Genomic DNA, 16963 nt, shown 5'->3' with positions numbered 1-16963 from the left:
CTAGAACGCGGCGCAGCCTGCCCAATGTGAGATCCGCTTCATGACCGACGCGCCCATCATCAGTGCTCTCGAGAAGGCCCACATCCTCTCCGAGGCGCTGCCGCATATGCAGCAATATGACGAGGAAACCATCGTCATCAAATATGGCGGCCACGCCATGGGCGCCGAAGATACCGCCCGCGCTTTCGCCCGCGACATCGTGCTGCTCGAGCAGACCGCCATCAATCCGGTGGTCGTGCATGGCGGCGGCCCGCAGATCGCGCAGATGCTGCAGCGTCTCGGCATCAAGTCGGAATTCGCCGCGGGATTGCGCATCACCGATGCCGCCACCATCGAGATTGTCGAGATGGTGCTGGCCGGCTCCATCAACAAGCAGATCGTCAGCTATATCAACGAAGCCGGCGGCAAGGCCGTGGGCCTCTGCGGCAAGGACGGCAACATGGTCACCGCGTCGAAGGCGACGCGCACCATGATCGATCCCGGCTCGAACATCGAGAAGGTGGTCGATCTCGGCTTTGTCGGCGAGCCCGAGAAGGTCGATCTGACGCTGCTCAATCAACTGATCGGCTATGAGCTGATCCCGGTGCTGGCGCCGCTCGCGGCGTCGAAGGAAGGCAAGACCTACAACGTCAATGCCGACACCTTTGCCGGTGCCGTGGCCGGCGCGCTGAAGGCCAAGCGCCTCTTGCTGCTCACCGACGTGCCGGGTGTGCTCGACAAGTCGAAGAAGCTGATCCCCGAACTGTCGATCAAGGATGCCCGCAAGCTGATCGCCGACGGCACCATTTCCGGCGGCATGATCCCGAAGGTCGAGACCTGCATCTACTCGCTTGAACAGGGCGTCGAAGGCGTCGTCATCATCGACGGCAAGACGCCGCATGCGGTGCTGCTCGAACTCTTCACCAATCAGGGCACGGGCACGCTGATCCACAAGTGATGGACGGAGAGCAGATCAGAAACTCCGTCGTGCCCGGGCTTGACCCGGGCACCCATCTTTTCCGGCTACGCGCGACAAGCAAGCTGGATGGCCGGGTCAAGCCCGGCCATGACGTGGGCAGAGGCCTGAAGCAGGCACTTGTTCTCGCCGCCCTCTTCCTCACCGCCTTCACCGCCGCCGCCTCCGCCGACCTCAAGCTCTGCAACCGCATGAGCTATGTCGTCGACGTCGCCATCGGCATCGACGACAAGAGCGCCACCGCCACCCGCGGCTGGTTTCGCATCGATCCGGCGCAATGCAAGGTCGTCGCCCAGGGCACCATCAGCGCCGATCGCCTGTTGCTGCACGCTCGGGTGCTGCCGCTTTACGGCGCCGCCCCCGCGCAGAGCGGCAGCGACAACCTCTGCATCGCATCCGACAATTTCGTCATCGCCGCAGCGCGCCAATGCCGCGCCGGACAGACGCTGGCCCCCTTCACCACCATCCAGCCGTCGCAGACCGAAGACGGCAACATGGTCGCCTATCTCGCCGAGGATAGCGAATATGACGACGAACAGGCCAAGCTCGCCGCGATCCAGCGCCTGCTGTCCATCGCCGGCTACGACACCACGCCGATCGATGGCGTCGACGGCCCGAAGACGCGGAATGGCCTCGCCGCCTTCCTGAAGAGCCGCGGCCTGACCGACGACATCGTGAATGCACCGAACTTCTTCGAGGTCATGGTCACCGGTGTGCAGGCGCCGTCCGCGAACGGGCTCACCTGGTGCAACGACACGTCCTACAAGGTGATGGCCTCGGTCGCGACCGACGACGGCAAAAGCGTGATCGCACGCGGCTGGTATCGCATCGAGCCCGGCAAGTGCCTGCGCCCCGATGTCACCGGCCAGCCGAAACAGATCCTGTCCTTCGCCGAAGCCGTCGATGACACCGGCCGCGCCATCCGGATCGCCGACAAGCCGCTGAACTGGGGTGGCCCGCGCACGCTGTGCACGCGGGAGAGCAAATTCGAGATCCGCGAACACAGCGACTGCGCGGCGCGTGGTTTGACCGCGTCGGGCTATGGCACCGTCGACATGACCGGCGGCGGCAAGACGCTGCGCTTCGCACTGCCCTGAGCGAGAGAATTGAAATGACCAGATCGCCGCGCGCCTTCGATCATGTCGAGACCTGGGTCTTCGACCTCGACAACACGCTGTATCCGCATCACGTCAATCTGTGGCAGCAGGTCGATGTCCGCATCCGCGATTTCGTGGCGAACTATCTCAACATCACGCCGGACGAAGCCTTCCGCATCCAGAAGGACTATTACAAGCGCTACGGCACCACGATGCGCGGCATGATGACCGAGCACAGGATCAGCGCAGACGACTTCCTGGCCTATGTGCACGAGATCGATCACTCGCCGCTGGAGCCGAACCCGATCATGGGCGCGGCCATCGCCCAGCTGCCCGGCCGCAAGCTGATCCTTACCAATGGCTCTGTCGCCCATGCCGGCGCGGTGCTGGCCAGGCTCGGTTTTGCCGACCAGTTCGAGGCGATTTTCGACATCGTCGCGGCAGAGCTCGAGCCGAAGCCGGCCCAGCGCACCTATGACAAGTTCTTGCGCGATCACGGCGTGAACCCGGCCAGGGCGGCCATGTTCGAGGATCTGTCGCGCAATCTCGTCGTCCCGCACAGCCTCGGCATGACTACCGTGCTGGTGGTGCCCGACGGCGCCAAGGAAGTGGTCCGCGAGGACTGGGAGCTGGAAGGCCGCGAGGACAGCCATGTGGACCACGTCACGGATGACCTGACGGGGTTTCTGGTGAAGATGAATGGCGGGCGGTGACCCTCTTCTCCTTGTCATCACCCGGCTTGACCGGGTGCCCCAGTAAACGCCAGCAGCGGTGCCAGAACCGGGCCGCCGCCAGATACTGGATCACCCGCTTTCGCGGGTGATGACAGGTGGAGTTGGAGGCTCTGTTCTTGACTCCTCCCCCTCAAATCCCGACAAAAGCCCCCCGAAATCACCAACTTCCACCCGCCGACCCAAGGACTTCCCGATGTCGCATTCCGCCCTCGAATCCATCATCAATGCCGCCTTCGAAGCGCGCGACACCGTCAATGCATCGACCAAGGGCGAAGTCCGCGAATCCGTCGAGACCGCGCTCGACCTGCTCGACCAGGGCAAGGTCCGCGTCGCCACCCGTGGCGATGACGGCACCTGGACCGTCAATCAGTGGCTGAAGAAGGCCGTGCTGCTCTCGTTCCGCCTCAACGACATGACCACCATCTCCGGTGGCCCCGGCGGCGCGCCGTGGTGGGACAAGGTGCCCTCGAAGTTCGAAGGCTGGAACGACGACCAGTTCCGCAGCGCTGCGTTCCGCGCCGTGCCGGGCTCCATCGTCCGCAAGTCGGCCTTCATCGCCAAGAACGTCGTGCTGATGCCGTCCTTCGTCAATCTCGGCGCCTATGTCGATGAGAGCTCGATGGTCGATACCTGGGCCACCGTCGGCTCCTGCGCCCAGATCGGCAAGCGCGTGCACATTTCCGGCGGCGTCGGCATCGGCGGCGTGCTGGAGCCCCTGCAGGCCGGTCCGGTCATCATCGAGGACGACTGCTTCATCGGCGCCCGTTCGGAAGTCGCCGAAGGCGTCATCGTCCGCAAGGGCGCGGTGCTGGCCATGGGCGTGTTCCTGGGCGCATCGACCAAGATCGTCGACCGCGCCACCGGCGAAGTGTTTGTCGGCGAAGTGCCGGAATATGCCGTGCTGGTCCCCGGCAACCTGCCGGGCAAGCCGATGCAGAATGGCGAAATCGGCCCCTCCACCGCCTGCGCCGTGATCGTGAAGCGCGTCGACGAGCGCACCCGCTCCAAGACCAGCATCAACGAGCTGCTGCGGGACTAAGACCGTGGCCGACGTCGTCGCTATCGCGCAGGACCTGATCCGCTGTCCGTCGGTCACCCCGGCGGAAGGCGGCGCGCTCGGCGTGCTCGAACGCATGCTCGGCGATGCCGGCTTCACCGTGCATCGCGTTACCTTCAGTGAGGCAGGCAGCGCCGACGTCGAAAATCTCTATGCGCGCATCGGCACCGAAGCGCCGCATCTCTGTTTCGCCGGACACACCGATGTGGTGCCGCCCGGCGACGAGGCGGCATGGTCGCATGGCGCATTCGCAGGCGATGTGAAGGACGGCAAGCTGTTCGGCCGCGGCGCGGTGGACATGAAGGGCGGCATCGCCGCCGCCGTCGCTGCAACGCTCGACTACCTCGCCGCGAACAACGATAAGCTGCAAAAAAACGATGGCGGCTCGATCTCCTTCCTCATCACCGGCGATGAAGAAGGCGTGGCCGTCAACGGCACCATCAAGCTGCTGGCCTGGGCCGCCGAACGCGGCGAGAAATTCGATCACTGCATCGTCGGCGAGCCGTCCAATGTCGAGGCGATGGGTGACACCATCAAGATCGGCCGCCGCGGCTCGCAGTCGGGCACACTGGTGGTCGATGGCGTACAGGGCCATGTCGCCTATCCGCATCGCGCGTCGAATCCGGTGCCGGATATTGCCGCGCTGATCGTGGCACTGAGCGGTGATCCGCTGGATCAGGGCAACGCGCAGTTTCAGCCTTCCAATCTCGAATTCACCTCGGTGGATGTCGGCAACACCGCCAGCAACGTCATCCCGGCGCAGGCGAAGGCGAAATTCAACATCCGCTTCAACGATCATCACACGCAGGAAACACTGCGCGCGCTGATCGATGCCCGCGTCGCCGCTGCGGCTGGCAACCGTATCAAGGCGCATGTGATCTGGGAGCCGAGCAATTCGGACTCGTTCGTGACCAGGCCCGGCGCCTTCACAGATACGGTGACCGCGGCCATCAGGGAGATCACGGGCCGCATGCCCGATCTCAACACCGGTGGCGGCACGTCAGATGCGCGTTTCATCAAGAATTACTGCCCGGTGATCGAATTCGGTCTCGTCGGCCAGACCATGCATCAGGTCGACGAACACACGCCTGTCGCCGATCTCGAACAGCTCACACAGATCTATCGTGGCGTCCTGGATCGGTATTTCGCATGAGCGACGGCATTCTGGTTCTCACCGCACTCGACAGCGAACTCGATGTCGCCCGCGCTCCCAAAGGGTTTCGCGTCGTCTTCACCGGTGTCGGCAAGATCAACACCACGATCGCGACGCTGGCTGCCATAGCCGCCGACAAACCAAAGCTGATCGTGAATTACGGCACCGCCGGGAAGCTGAATACCGCGCTCAATGGGCTCGTGGAAATCAGCGATGTGATCCAGCGCGACATGAACGCCGAGCCTTTGGCGCCGCGTGGCACCACGCCCTATTCGCCCAATCTCGATCGCCTGTCATCGGGCCGCACCGGCTTCATCTGCGGTACTGGCGACAGCTTCGTCACCTCCAGCGATCCCTGGCTGGTCGCCAACAAGGTCGATGTCGTCGACATGGAGCTGTTCGCCATCGCCCAGGTGGCGCTGCGCCATGACATTCCGTGGCGCGCCTTCAAGTTCATCACCGACGATGCCAATGATTTCGCGCATGAGCATTGGACGGCAAATGTCGCCAATGGCCAGGACCTGTTCTGGGACGCGATGAAGGGCGTAAAGGTCTAGGGGAAGCCTCACCTCGCTCCAGCAGAGCGAGGTGAAAGAGTTCAGGCCGCCGGCATCGGCGGCACCGGCAGTGCCGTCACCGACTTGATTTTCTCCATCGCGAAACGCGACGTCACGTTCTTCAGGGCAACTGCGCTGATGAGCTTCTTGTAGAACACGTCATAGCTCTGCATATCCGCCACCACGACGCGGAGCATGTAATCGACGTCGCCGGCCATCCGGTAGAATTCCATCACTTCCGGCATGGCACTGACGGCCTCGGCGAATTTCTTCAGCCAGGCGTCGGAATGATCGCTGCTCTCCACCGAGACGAACACCGAGATGCCCAGGCCGATCTTGTTCTGATCGACCAGCGCCACCCGGCGCAGGATGACGCCGTCAGCCTCAAGGCGCTGGATGCGCTTCCAGCATGGTGTCGAGGAGAGGCCGACCCGATCACCGATCTCGGCGACGGACAGCGAAGCGTCTTCCTGCAGCACCGTCAGGATCTTGCGATCGATCGCATCGAGGCGGCGGGTGGATTCGGTGACTTGGTCGGCAACATCGGACATGAGAAGAACTTTGTTCTAATTATAGGGTCGATCAACCTAATATATGGAACAATCTTCTAAATCAAGGTGAGGAGATATATGTCGCAGGATGGGTTGAGCGTAGCGAAAACCCATCACCCCACACGTCCAGACGACGGGTTTTTACCCCGGCCCTTTGCGCCTTCGTTTAACCCATCCGACGGCTCAGCTCAGCGCCCCGACCTTCGATTCCCGCAAAAGCTGTTCAACTTCAGAACGTTGCGGGCAAGCAAAGGCGCCGCCATGGCGTGTGCATTTGAGTGCCGCAGCTGCGGAAGCGAAGCGCAGCGCCTCTGGCACCGTTTTCCCGGCCGCAAATTCCAGCGCGAAGGCGCCGTGGAAAATATCACCTGCCCCGAGCGTATCGACCACATGGACGGGAAAGGCCGGCGTCTCCTTCGGGTTGCCCTGCTCGTCCAGCCACAGAGTCCCCTTCGGCCCGCGCGTAACCGCGAGGAACGACGAGGTCAGCGTAGCCAGCTTCTGCAAGGCCTTGAAATTGTCGTGGATGCCCGCCGTCGTCTGCAGCGCTTCGTCAGAAAAGATCAGGTGCGACGAGGCAGTCAGCAGGCCCTCTCGCTGGGAGATGGTGCTGTCGATATCGACGACGACAGGAATGCCGCGGTGGCGCGCCTCGATGCAGAGGTCAGTGGCGAAGCCGGCGCAGCGGCTTTCGACCAGGATTGCGTCGCAATTGTTCAGCAGCAGGTCATGATCGGGCAGCTTCACGTCCCACAATTTTGGATCGCGGAAGGTGACGATGGTGCGTTCGCCGGTCGGATCGATCATGACCGCCGAGATCGGCGTCACCAGGCCCGGCATATGCACGAGATGCGAGGAGTCGATGCCTTCCTTGGCGAGATCGTCGAACAGGAACTGATCCGCGGTCTCGCTCTTGTCGCCCATAGGTCCGGTCATCGCGGCCTTGCCGCCCAGCCGGTTGACGCCGATCGCCGCATTGAGCGCATTACCGCCGATAATCTGCGCGAAGCGCTGGGAAGGAAATTTCTGGCCGCGCCCGGGCACGGATTCGACGGCGAAGGTCAGGTCGCGCACAGGCAGGCCGATGCACAACACGCGCTTGGGCTGGTTCGTCATGGAAGTCCCCGTTCGTCAGTCTTTGACTCAGGCTTGGGGGTGCAGCCACCGTCCAAGCAGGTGATGCGCGATGGCGAACGGATGCGGACCCGCGAGCCCGTCCGGGTGCTCGCGCTTCCACATCAACATTGCCTCGTCGCGGTCAAACCACCGGGCGTCCTCGAGCTCCATCCGGTCGATAACGATTTCGTCGGTGAGCGCCCGCGCCGAGCAGCCGATCATCAGTGATGACGGATAAGGCCAGGGCTGCGTCATGTAATAGGTGACATCGGTGCAGCGGATGCCGGATTCCTCGAAGATTTCGCGCTTCACCGCATCCTCGATGGTCTCGGCGGCTTCCACGAACCCGGCGAGGCACGAATACATGCCTGGCGCGAATTGCTTCTGGCGGCCGAGCAGGCACTTGTCGCCCTTCTCCACCAGCATGATGACGACGGGATCGGTGCGCGGGAAATGCTCGGTCTTGCAGGTCGGGCAGACGCGCTTCCAGCCCCCTTCGGCCATCGACGACTTGGCGCCGCAGTTGGCGCAGAAGCCGTGACGCTGATGCCAGGACACCATCGACTTGGCCTGTGCGATGGCCGAGAGCTGGTCCGGCGGCACCACGCCCTGCATCGCCATACCGCGCAGTTCGGACACCGCCACATCCTCGCGACCGACCAGCTTTTCCGCCGCCGGCGCCGAGATGCCCATGCCGAACAAGGCCGCGCCATCGCGCAGGCCGAGAAAGATGGTGCCGGGATTGGCGCCGAATTTCACTGCTTCGTCGATGGAAAGCAGCGCGCGGACATTGTCGCCGTCCTTCTTCATCACCAGCGAGTCGCGATAGATCACGTAGGCACGGCTGTCGCTCTTGTTTTCAAGCGCGAACAGCTTCTCGTCATTGAAACGCAGATGCGCGGCGCGATCGAGGGTGTTGGAGATGAAGGCCGGCTGGCCGAGGGGAAACAGCTTGCTTGTCATCGTGCTTTTCTTTGGGGTTCAACCGAGCCAGATCTTGCGACGGAGTTCCGAGATAAAACGCTGCACTTCCTCGGCATCATGGGCGAGCGGCGGCATCACGCCCCAGACCGGGCGCGGCCATGCGGCGTCGGTCTTGCGGCGCGCGATGATGTGCACGTGGAGCTGCGGCACCACATTGCCGAGCGCTGCGACATTCAGCTTGTCGCATTTGGTGATGTCCTTGAGCGCGCGGCCGACGCGATTGATCTCGGTCGTGAGCTGCGCCTGGGCGACCTCGTCGAGATCGATGATGTCGATGATGTCGGGCCGGCGTGGCACCAGCATCAGCCAGGGATAATGCGCGTCCTTCACCACCAGCACGCGGCTGAGGGGCAGATCGCCAATGTCGATGGTGTCTTGCTGGAGCTGCCTGTGCAGCTCAAAGGCGGGAGTGGTGGCCATTCGGTCTCTCGATTTTGGCGCGCAGCGTCGCAGGAAGTGGCCGCGCGGACAACTCCGTGGTGCATGCTTTTGCGCGTATCCGCCACGATTTCTTGCGGCAGCACGGAGGCAAATCCTGAGGCAAACTTGCGGCACGCGCTGCGCTTGCTTTCCGGCCGGTTTGGCCCCAAATAGGCACCGGGAGATTGGCGGTGGACGAGCCACTCGCCAATCGGGTCAGGACCGGAAGGTAGCAGCCCTAACGAGATCCGGATCGGGTCGCTCGTCAGTCTCCTACTTGTTTTATCGAGCAAATTCGGCGTTTCGCGCTGGATTTCGCCCGGTGGACAGGCGGCATCCCGGCAGGAACCCGTGTTTCGCCGGTCGATCTGCCCGATGTTCCGCAAACCGGCCTCTTGAGACAACAGATTGCGGATTTCTCGATGACCGATGCCGGCATGCCCCCTTCCGATGATGACGCCCAGGCCGGCTTGGCGATGAATGCTCCCGCAGCGACAACGCCCTATCGCGTGCTTGCGCGAAAATACCGTCCGGGAAATTTTGACGATCTGATCGGCCAGGAAGCGCTGGTGCGCACCGTCTCGAATGCGTTCGAGACCGGGCGGATTCCGCAGGCCTGGATTCTCACCGGCGTGCGCGGGGTCGGCAAGACCACCACGGCGCGCATTCTGGCGCGGGCGCTGAATTACGAGATGGCCGACGGCTCGGTGAAGGGGCCGACCATCCAGATGCCGACCCATGGCGTCCACTGCAAGGCGATCATGGAAAGCCGGCATATCGACGTGCTGGAAATGGACGCCGCCTCGCATACCGGTGTCGACGACGTCCGCGCGATCAATGACAGCGTGCGCTATGCGCCGACGTCGGCGCGCTACAAGGTCTACATCATCGACGAAGTCCACATGCTGTCGACGGCAGCCTTCAACGCGTTCCTGAAGACGCTGGAGGAGCCGCCGGAGCACGCGAAATTCGTGTTCGCCACCACCGAAATCCGCAAGGTCCCGATCACGGTGCTGTCGCGCTGCCAGCGTTTTGACCTGCGCCGCGTCGATGCCGACGTACTGATGCAGCACCTGTCGAATATCGCCGGCAAGGAAGGCGTCGAGGTCGAACCCGAAGCGCTCGGCATTATTGCGCGCGCCGCCGAGGGCTCGGTGCGCGATTCGCTGTCGCTGTTCGATCAGGCGATTGCCCATGCTGCCGGCCTCGTGAAGGCCGATGCGGTCCGGCAGATGCTCGGCCTCGCCGACCGCACGCGTGTCATCGACCTGTTCGATTCGCTCGCGCGCGGCGATATCGCGGCGGCCTTCAAGGAATTCCGCGAGCAATACGATGTCGGCGCCGATCCGGTCGTGGTGCTGAGCGATCTCGCCGAATTCGTCAATTTCGTCACCCGTGTGAAGATCGTGCCGGCGACCGCCGACAATGTCGCTTTCGGCGAGACCGAGCGCCTACGCGCGCGCGACTTTGCGTCAAAACTGTCGATGCGCGTGCTGTCGCGGATGTGGCAGATGCTGCTCAAGGGCATCACCGAAGTGCAGGGCGCGACGCGTCCGGCCGCGGCGGCCGAAATGGTGTTGGTGCGCATCGCCTATGTCGCGGACCTGCCGACGCCGGATGAAGCGATCCGCATGATCGAACAGGGCGGCGGATCGTCGCCCGTGGTGGGCAATGGCGGCGGCCGTCCCTCGCCGATGCTGAACGCGCCCTCCGCGCAGTCTTCCGTGCAGATGCCATCGACGGCATCGCCTTCCGCGCCGACCATGAGCGCGCCGCGTGGCCCGACCATGCAGCGCGGCAATGCCGAGCCGATGCCGCGGCCGCAAGTCGGCCTGGCCGAGACCGCGCCCGTGCAGCAGGTACGAAAGATCTCGACCTTCCCTCAATTGATCGCATTGGCAGGCGAAAAGCGCGACCTGATGGTGCGTGGCGCGCTCGAATCCGACGTGCGGCTGATCCGCATCGAGGATGGCCGGATAGAACTCGCCATGGAGCGCACGGCTGCCCGCTCGCTGATCAATGATCTGGCGCGGAAACTGGAGATGTGGACCGGCCGCCGCTGGGCCGTGATCGTCTCCAACGAGCAGGGTCAGGCGACGATCCGCGAGCAACAGATCGAGCAGAAGAACGAACGCCAGCGCGCCGCCGAAGCCGATCCGCGCGTACAGGCGGTGTTTGCGAAATTCCCCGGCGCCAAGATGGAAGTGCGCTTGCTCGCACCCGAGATTCCGGAAGGCGATGACGACGCCCTGATCACCGATGACGGCGCCGATCTTGGCGACGACGACTAAGAGCATGATCCCGAAGGGTGGATACCGGCCTTCGGATCAGATCATACGCAAACACAAACGAAGGAACTCCGATGGCTGACTTTCTCGGCATGATGAAGCAGGCGGCGCAACTGCAGTCGAAGATGAAGGCGATGCAGGAAGAGCTCGACCATGTGGAGGTCGAGGGTGTGTCCGGCGGCGGTCTCGTCTCGGTGCGGATGACGGCGAAGACCGAAGTGAAGGCCGTGAAGATCGATCCGTCGCTGGTGAAGCCGGAAGACGTCGAGATTCTCGAGGACCTGCTGGTCACCGCATTGGGCGATGCCCGCCGCAAGGCGGAAGCCGCCATGCAGGAGAAGATGCAGTCGCTCACCGGCGGCCTCGGCCTGCCGCCGGGGATGGGGCTGGGCTAGCTCGCCCATCCTGCGTCCCGGACGCGATGCGGCGCGAAGTGCCGCTTCGCAGAGCCGGGACCGCACGACGCGCCGGAGATCGTGACGGTCCCGGCTCTGCGGAGCAGCGCAAAAGGCGCTGCACCGCGTCCGGGACAAGTGAATCATCGAACACGCACATGGCTCTGAACTGACATGGCCTCCGTTGCCGGACCTGAAATCGAACGCCTGATCCAGTTGTTGGCGCGGCTGCCCGGACTTGGGCCGCGCTCGGCGCGGCGGGCGGCGCTGCATCTGATCAAGAAGCGCGATGCGCTGATGACGCCGCTGGCTGGCGCACTGCAACTGGCGATCGATCGCGTTCAGGTCTGCAAGGTGTGCAGCAATATTGACACGGCAAATCCCTGCACCATCTGCACGGATGCACGGCGCGATCCCTCCACCATCGTGGTGGTCGCCGATGTCGCCGATCTGTGGGCGCTGGAGCGCGCCAATGCAGCGCCGGGCAAATATCATGTGCTCGGCGGCACGCTGTCGCCGCTCGACGGCGTCGGGCCGGGCGACCTGACCATTGATGCGCTGGTGGCGAGGGCACATGAGCCCGAGATCACCGAAATCATCCTGGCGCTGAATGCGACCGTGGATGGGCAGACGACAGCACATTACATCACCGACCTTCTTCAGGAGGCCAATGTGAAAGTCACCCGCCTGGCGCATGGCGTGCCGGTGGGCGGCGAGTTGGACTATCTCGACGAAGGCACGCTGTCGGCGGCGATGCGACAGCGCACACTGTTCTAAGACGGGACGACTTCTGATGACACGATCCGGATTCAAGGCGCAACTCAGCCGCGCCGCGGTGCTCGTGATTGCAGGCGCAATGACGACGATGGCCCATGCGGCCTCCGATGCCGATGAAGCGCCGGCCAAGCCGGTGGCACCGAAGGCGATGCATATTGGCGATGTGCTCACCGGCCAGCTCAATGCCATGCGCAGCCGCGATGCCAAGGGCAAGCGCGTCGATGTCTATCAGATCGTCAGCGAACCACGCCGCCTGCCCGCGCCGGCCGGGCTGTGCAATCTCGAGACTGGGCCGGAAACGTTCGAGATTGTGGTGGCCGGCGAAGCGCAGGCGACGCAGTTGAAGCGGCTGGTCGGCAAGGAAGTGGCGTTCAAGGTGAGCGAAGTCGCCTGCGCCGAACAAGCCGGACAAATGAGTGAGGCGCTGGTGACGAAGTGGAGTCTGGTGGGGAAGAATTAGGTCGTCATTGCGAGGAGCGTAGCGACGAAGCAATCCAGTCCTTTCTTGCTTGCGGCTCTGGATTGCTTCGTCGCCAAGAGGCTCCTCGCAATGACGGGGATTATATCCGCACCGGACCCAACGCCGCAAAGTGCCCGCGCCGCTGCAGCCAGAGCAGCAGCACCAAGCTGGGCACCGCGACCAGCATGCTGATCACGAAGAATAGCGGCCATCCCGTCGCCTGCGCGACATAGCCCGCGCCCGCCGACATATAGGTCCGCCCCACCGCAGCCAGTGCCGTCAGCAGCGCATATTGCGTGGCCGTGTGCAGCGGATTCTTGCAGAGGGCGGAGAGGTAAGCGACGAAGATCACCGTGCCGATCGCACCGGTGAAATTCTCCACCGAGATCGCCAGCGCCAGGGCCCATTGATTGACGCCGACCAGAGCCAGCCAGGCGAAAGCGAGATTCGACACCGCCTGCAGCACCGCGCCGATCCACAGGCTAGCCGCCAGCGAATAGCGCCGCGCGACAAAACCGCCGGCAAAGCCGCCGATTAGCGTCGCGGCAAGGCCGACGCCTTTCACGATCGCTGCATAGTCATTCCGCGTGAAGCCGAGATCGATGACGAAGGGCGCGGTCATGGTGCCGGAAAAGGCGTCGGTGAATTTGAACAGCACCACGAAGGCCAGTGCGGCCCATGCATCCTTGCGCGACAGGAATTCCGAGAAGGCACCGATGGCGGCGCGCAGCACGCGCTGGAACGCGCTCTCGCCGCGCGTGGCCGCTTCGGCCTGTACGGATTGCTCGGGCTCGGTGGCGATCAGCGCCGTTACCGTGCCGATCAGCACCATGGCGGCCATCGCCACATAGCCCCACATCCAGGCGGATGAGCGCGCGATGCCGGTGGACTCAAAGGCGCTGACCAGAAACAGGATGCCGGCGGTGGAGATCAGCATGCCGATGCGATAGGCCGCGACATAGGAGGCCATGCCGGCCGCCTGCTCGCTTTCCGGCAGGCTTTCCACGCGAAACGCATCGACCACGATGTCCTGGGTGGACGACATGGCCGCAACCAGCAGCGCGCCGAGCGCCACGAACAGCGGCGAGCGCGCGGGATCGGTGAGCGCCAGCAGCAGGATCGCGGCGATCAGCAGCAATTGCGAAAACACCAGCCAGCCGCGGCGGCGACCAAAGGCGCGTGTGAAGAATGGCACATGCAGCGCATCAACAAGCGGCGCCCAGAGAAATTTCAGCGTGTAGGGCGTGCCGACCAGCGCAAACAGGCCGATGGTACCGAGATCGACGCCGCTCTCGCGCATCCAGACCAGCAGCGTCGAGCCGGACAGCGCGAGCGGCAGGCCGGAGGACAGGCCAAGCATCAGCACGATCAGCACGCGCGGCTGCAGATAGACCGCCAGGCTCTCGCGCCAGGAGGCACGGGGCTGCAAGGTGGCGTCGGGCGTGTCGGGCGCTGTGGTCATGAATGCCTTGGGTTACAAAACGCAGTTCTCGCCGCCGTCATTGCGAGGAGCCCAAAGGGCGACGAAGCAATCCAGTGCCACACGAAGGAACGGGCTGGATTGCTTCGTCGCTACGCTCCTCGCAATGACGAGAGTGAACAAAAAGTAAACGTCCATGGTTAACGAAGCGTTGATCTCTTTGGTTAACCAATCGTCAGCAGGCATGGTTAACTCTTTCCTAACGGACATGGTTACCGCAAGGTTAATGCCCGCCCTGCGCATTGACCGCGCAACACGCGCAGATTAAATCGCCCGCCATGGCCATTCGTGAAATCATCATCCTGCCGGACAAACAGTTGCGGCTGATCTCCAAACCTGTCGAGACCGTCAACTCGGAGGTGCGCAAGCTCGCCGACGACATGTTCGAGACCATGTATGACGCCCCCGGCATCGGCCTGGCGGCGATCCAGATCGGGGTTCCGCTCCGCTTGATCACCATGGATCTCGCCAAGAAGGATGACGAGGAAGGCGGCAAGCAGCCGCGCGTCTTCATCAATCCGGAGATCATCGGCGCCTCGGAAGAGCTCTCGGTCTATGAGGAAGGCTGCCTGTCGATCCCGGAATATTACGAGGAAGTGGAACGCCCGGCGACGGTCCGCATCCGCTATCTCGATCTCGACGGCAAGACGGTGGAGGAAGAAGCTTCCGGCCTGTTCGCCACCTGCATCCAGCACGAGATCGACCATCTCAACGGCGTGCTGTTCGTCGATTACCTCTCCAAGCTCAAGCGTGATCGCGTGATGAAGAAGTTCACGAAGATCGCCAAGCGCGTGGGCTGATCGGGCTCACAAGTTTATGTGTCATGGCCGGGCTTGACCCGGCCATCCAGCTTTGCGGCCCAGATGGATGGCCGGGTCAGGCCCGGCCATGACAGCGTTGTAGGAAGCCACCACATGTCGCTTCGTCTGATCTTCATGGGCACGCCGGATTTCGCCGTGCCGACGCTGCTCGAACTCGTGGCCCATGGCCATGAGATCGTCGCCGTCTATACGCGCGAGGCAAAGCCCGCCGGGCGCGGCATGAAGCTGCAGCCGACGCCGGTGGCGCGCGAGGCGGAGCGGCTCGGCATTCCCGTGCTGACGCCGAAGACGCTGCGCACGGAAGAAGCGGAGACGCAGTTCCGCGCCTTCGATGCCGATGCCGCCGTGGTGGTCGCCTATGGCATGATCCTGCCGCAGAACATTCTCGATGCGGTGCCGCTCGGCTGCTTCAACCTGCATGGCTCGCTGCTGCCGCGCTGGCGCGGCGCCGCGCCGATCCAGCGCGCCATCATGGCCGGCGATGCGGAGAGCGGCGTGATGGTGATGAAAATGGATGTCGGCCTCGATACAGGCGATGTCGCCATGGCGGAACGTTTGCCCATCACCGATTCGATGACGGGACAGGATTTGCACGACGCGCTGGCGCCGCTCGGCGCGGACCTGATGGTGCGCGCCATGGGCGCGCTCGATCGGGGCGGCCTGCAACTCGCGAAGCAGAGCGAGGATGGCGTCGAATACGCGGCCAAGATCGACAAGGCCGAGGCGAAGATCGACTGGTCGAAGCCGGCCCGCGCCGTGCTGCGGCACATCCACGGCCTGTCGCCGTTTCCCGGCGCATGGTGCGAGGTGGAGGTCGAGGGCGAGACGGTGCGGCTGAAGATCCTGCGCTGCGAACTGGCGAAGGGATCGGGCGCGCCCGGCGAGCTGCTCGACGACCGGCTCACCATCGCCTGCGGCGACGGCGCCATCCGCATCCTCGAACTGCAGCGCGCCGGCAAGCAGGCCATGAAGCCCGACGAATTTTTGCGCGGCACGCCGCTGGTCGCCGGTGCGCGCCTGACCTAACCACACGTCGTGCGCGGGGCTTGACCCGCGCATCCAGCTTGAAGCCAAACTCCGTCGCAAGATGGGTTGCCGGGTCAAGCCCGGCAACGACAGAGACACACCCAATGCCGCGCTACAAGATGATCATCGAATATGACGGCATGCCGTTCTCGGGTTGGCAGGTGCAGACCGATGCTACGCTGACCGTGCAGGGCGCGCTGGAGCGCGCTGCCGAGGCGATCTGTGGCGTGCCGATCCGTGTCCATGGCGCCGGCCGCACCGATGCCGGCGTGCATGCGCTGGGACAGGTGGCGCATTGCGACGTGCCGAAGACTCTCGTGCCCGGCAGGTTTCGCGACGGAATGAATGCGCATCTGCGGCCGCATCCGGTGGCGGTGCTCTCCGCCGATGTGGTGGCGGATGATTTCGAGGCGCGGTTCTCGGCCGTGAAGCGGCACTACATCTACCGCATCACCAATCGCCGGGCGAATCTCGCCGTCGATATGGGGCATGTGTGGCGCGTGCCAAAGCCGCTCGATGTCGCCGCCATGCGCGAGGGCGCAAAGCGACTGCTCGGCCGGCATGATTTTACGACGTTTCGCGATACCGAATGCCAGGCAAAATCGCCGATCCGCACGCTGGATCAGCTCGATGTGGATCAGGACGGCGAAGCCGTGACGATCCGCACCTCGGCGCGCTCGTTCCTGCACAGCCAGGTGCGCTCGATGGTGGGCTCGCTGGTGTGGGTCGGCCATGGCCGCTGGACGCCGGACGACATGAGCGCGGCGCTGGAAGCGAAGAACCGCGCCGCCTGCGGCATCGTCGCGCCGCCGGATGGGCTGTATCTGGCGAAGGTGGATTACTGAAGACTGAACGGTCTCTCGGCCGTCATTGCGAGCGAAGCGAAGCAATCCAGTTCTTGCTTAAAGCCATCTGGATTGCTTCGTCGCTTTGCTCCTCGCAATGACGGGTTAGATCGTCTGGTTATACGCGCCGACTTCCGGATGCATCTTTAGCACGGCATTGATGGCATCGAACATGTCGTGCATGCGCTGCTTCGACACCGGGCTTTCGACCACCACGACCAGCTCCGGCTTGTTCGACGAGGCGCGG

General features: G+C 63.6%; 18 protein-coding genes and 1 other RNA gene. 14 read left to right on the top strand and 5 right to left on the bottom strand.

The annotated features are described in order from the left end of the window. Positions 1-40: 40 nt before the first annotated feature. The 6 genes from argB (at position 41) to ACIQ17_RS02125 (ending at position 5553) form a co-directional block, all read left to right on the top strand. Complete coding sequence (gene argB, locus ACIQ17_RS02150) at positions 41-937, top strand: acetylglutamate kinase (protein WP_398464888.1); 897 nt, start codon at positions 41-43, stop codon at positions 935-937. A gap of 83 nt (positions 938-1020) precedes the next feature. Beyond that, a complete protein-coding gene (locus ACIQ17_RS02145) occupies positions 1021-2052 on the top strand; it encodes a DUF1036 domain-containing protein (protein ID WP_398464959.1) in 1032 nt (343 codons plus the stop codon). 14 nt (positions 2053-2066) lie between these two features. Next, entirely contained in the window at positions 2067-2765 is a 699-nt protein-coding gene (locus ACIQ17_RS02140) for a pyrimidine 5'-nucleotidase (RefSeq protein WP_398464886.1), read from the top strand. Between the two features lie 214 nt (positions 2766-2979). Further along, the gene (gene dapD / locus ACIQ17_RS02135; RefSeq protein WP_398464884.1) at positions 2980-3825 is read left to right on the top strand and encodes a 2,3,4,5-tetrahydropyridine-2,6-dicarboxylate N-succinyltransferase; all 846 of its coding nucleotides are present in this window, start codon (positions 2980-2982) and stop codon (positions 3823-3825) included. 4 nt (positions 3826-3829) lie between these two features. Beyond that, complete coding sequence (gene dapE, locus ACIQ17_RS02130; RefSeq protein WP_398464882.1) at positions 3830-4996, top strand: succinyl-diaminopimelate desuccinylase; 1167 nt, start codon at positions 3830-3832, stop codon at positions 4994-4996. Further along, the gene (locus ACIQ17_RS02125; protein WP_398464880.1) at positions 4993-5553 is read left to right on the top strand and encodes a 5'-methylthioadenosine nucleosidase; all 561 of its coding nucleotides are present in this window, start codon (positions 4993-4995) and stop codon (positions 5551-5553) included. The genes dapE and ACIQ17_RS02125 overlap by 4 nt, the downstream gene beginning before the upstream one ends. A 41-nt stretch (positions 5554-5594) precedes the next feature. Here ACIQ17_RS02125 and ACIQ17_RS02120 read toward each other — a convergent pair whose 3' ends face one another. The 4 genes from ACIQ17_RS02120 to ACIQ17_RS02105 form a co-directional block, all read right to left on the bottom strand. After that, on the bottom strand, positions 5595-6104 hold the full coding sequence (locus ACIQ17_RS02120; RefSeq protein ID WP_398464878.1) for an Lrp/AsnC family transcriptional regulator: 510 nt from the start codon (positions 6102-6104) through the stop codon (positions 5595-5597). Positions 6105-6287: 183 nt separating this feature from the next. Next, positions 6288-7220, bottom strand: a complete 933-nt coding sequence (locus tag ACIQ17_RS02115) for a sugar kinase (RefSeq protein WP_398464876.1) — start codon at positions 7218-7220, stop codon at positions 6288-6290. 27 nt (positions 7221-7247) lie between these two features. Then, entirely contained in the window at positions 7248-8183 is a 936-nt protein-coding gene (gene nudC, locus ACIQ17_RS02110) for an NAD(+) diphosphatase (protein ID WP_398464874.1), read from the bottom strand. Between the two features lie 18 nt (positions 8184-8201). After that, positions 8202-8624, bottom strand: coding sequence for an HIT domain-containing protein (locus ACIQ17_RS02105; RefSeq protein WP_398464872.1), 423 nt, complete (start codon positions 8622-8624; stop codon positions 8202-8204). Positions 8625-8804: 180 nt separating this feature from the next. Between ACIQ17_RS02105 and ffs the strand changes: the two genes are divergently transcribed. The 5 genes from ffs (at position 8805) to ACIQ17_RS02080 (ending at position 12544) form a co-directional block, all read left to right on the top strand. Continuing rightward, positions 8805-8901, top strand: an RNA gene (gene ffs, locus ACIQ17_RS02100) — signal recognition particle sRNA small type. A 145-nt stretch (positions 8902-9046) separates the two neighbouring features. Further along, complete coding sequence (locus tag ACIQ17_RS02095; protein ID WP_398464870.1) at positions 9047-10915, top strand: DNA polymerase III subunit gamma/tau; 1869 nt, start codon at positions 9047-9049, stop codon at positions 10913-10915. A 71-nt stretch (positions 10916-10986) separates the two neighbouring features. After that, a complete protein-coding gene (locus tag ACIQ17_RS02090; RefSeq protein ID WP_398464868.1) occupies positions 10987-11307 on the top strand; it encodes a YbaB/EbfC family nucleoid-associated protein in 321 nt (106 codons plus the stop codon). Positions 11308-11481: 174 nt separating this feature from the next. After that, positions 11482-12084, top strand: a complete 603-nt coding sequence (gene recR, locus ACIQ17_RS02085; protein ID WP_398464866.1) for a recombination mediator RecR — start codon at positions 11482-11484, stop codon at positions 12082-12084. Positions 12085-12100: 16 nt separating this feature from the next. Next, positions 12101-12544 (top strand): hypothetical protein, encoded by a 444-nt coding sequence (locus ACIQ17_RS02080; protein WP_398464864.1) that lies wholly within the window; start codon positions 12101-12103, stop codon positions 12542-12544. A 100-nt stretch (positions 12545-12644) separates the two neighbouring features. Here ACIQ17_RS02080 and ACIQ17_RS02075 read toward each other — a convergent pair whose 3' ends face one another. Further along, positions 12645-14006, bottom strand: coding sequence for an AmpG family muropeptide MFS transporter (locus ACIQ17_RS02075; protein WP_398464862.1), 1362 nt, complete (start codon positions 14004-14006; stop codon positions 12645-12647). 296 nt (positions 14007-14302) lie between these two features. Between ACIQ17_RS02075 and def the strand changes: the two genes are divergently transcribed. From def to truA, 3 genes are all read left to right on the top strand, one after another. After that, on the top strand, positions 14303-14824 hold the full coding sequence (gene def / locus ACIQ17_RS02070; protein ID WP_398464860.1) for a peptide deformylase: 522 nt from the start codon (positions 14303-14305) through the stop codon (positions 14822-14824). A gap of 114 nt (positions 14825-14938) precedes the next feature. Then, complete coding sequence (gene fmt / locus ACIQ17_RS02065; RefSeq protein ID WP_398464858.1) at positions 14939-15871, top strand: methionyl-tRNA formyltransferase; 933 nt, start codon at positions 14939-14941, stop codon at positions 15869-15871. 104 nt (positions 15872-15975) lie between these two features. Then, positions 15976-16716, top strand: coding sequence for a tRNA pseudouridine(38-40) synthase TruA (gene truA, locus ACIQ17_RS02060; protein ID WP_398464856.1), 741 nt, complete (start codon positions 15976-15978; stop codon positions 16714-16716). Positions 16717-16963 lie beyond the last annotated feature (247 nt).

Source organism: Tardiphaga sp., from assembly GCF_044340795.1.
Classification (GTDB): domain Bacteria; phylum Pseudomonadota; class Alphaproteobacteria; order Rhizobiales; family Xanthobacteraceae; genus Tardiphaga.
This window is presented reverse-complemented; position numbering and strand designations above follow the sequence as displayed.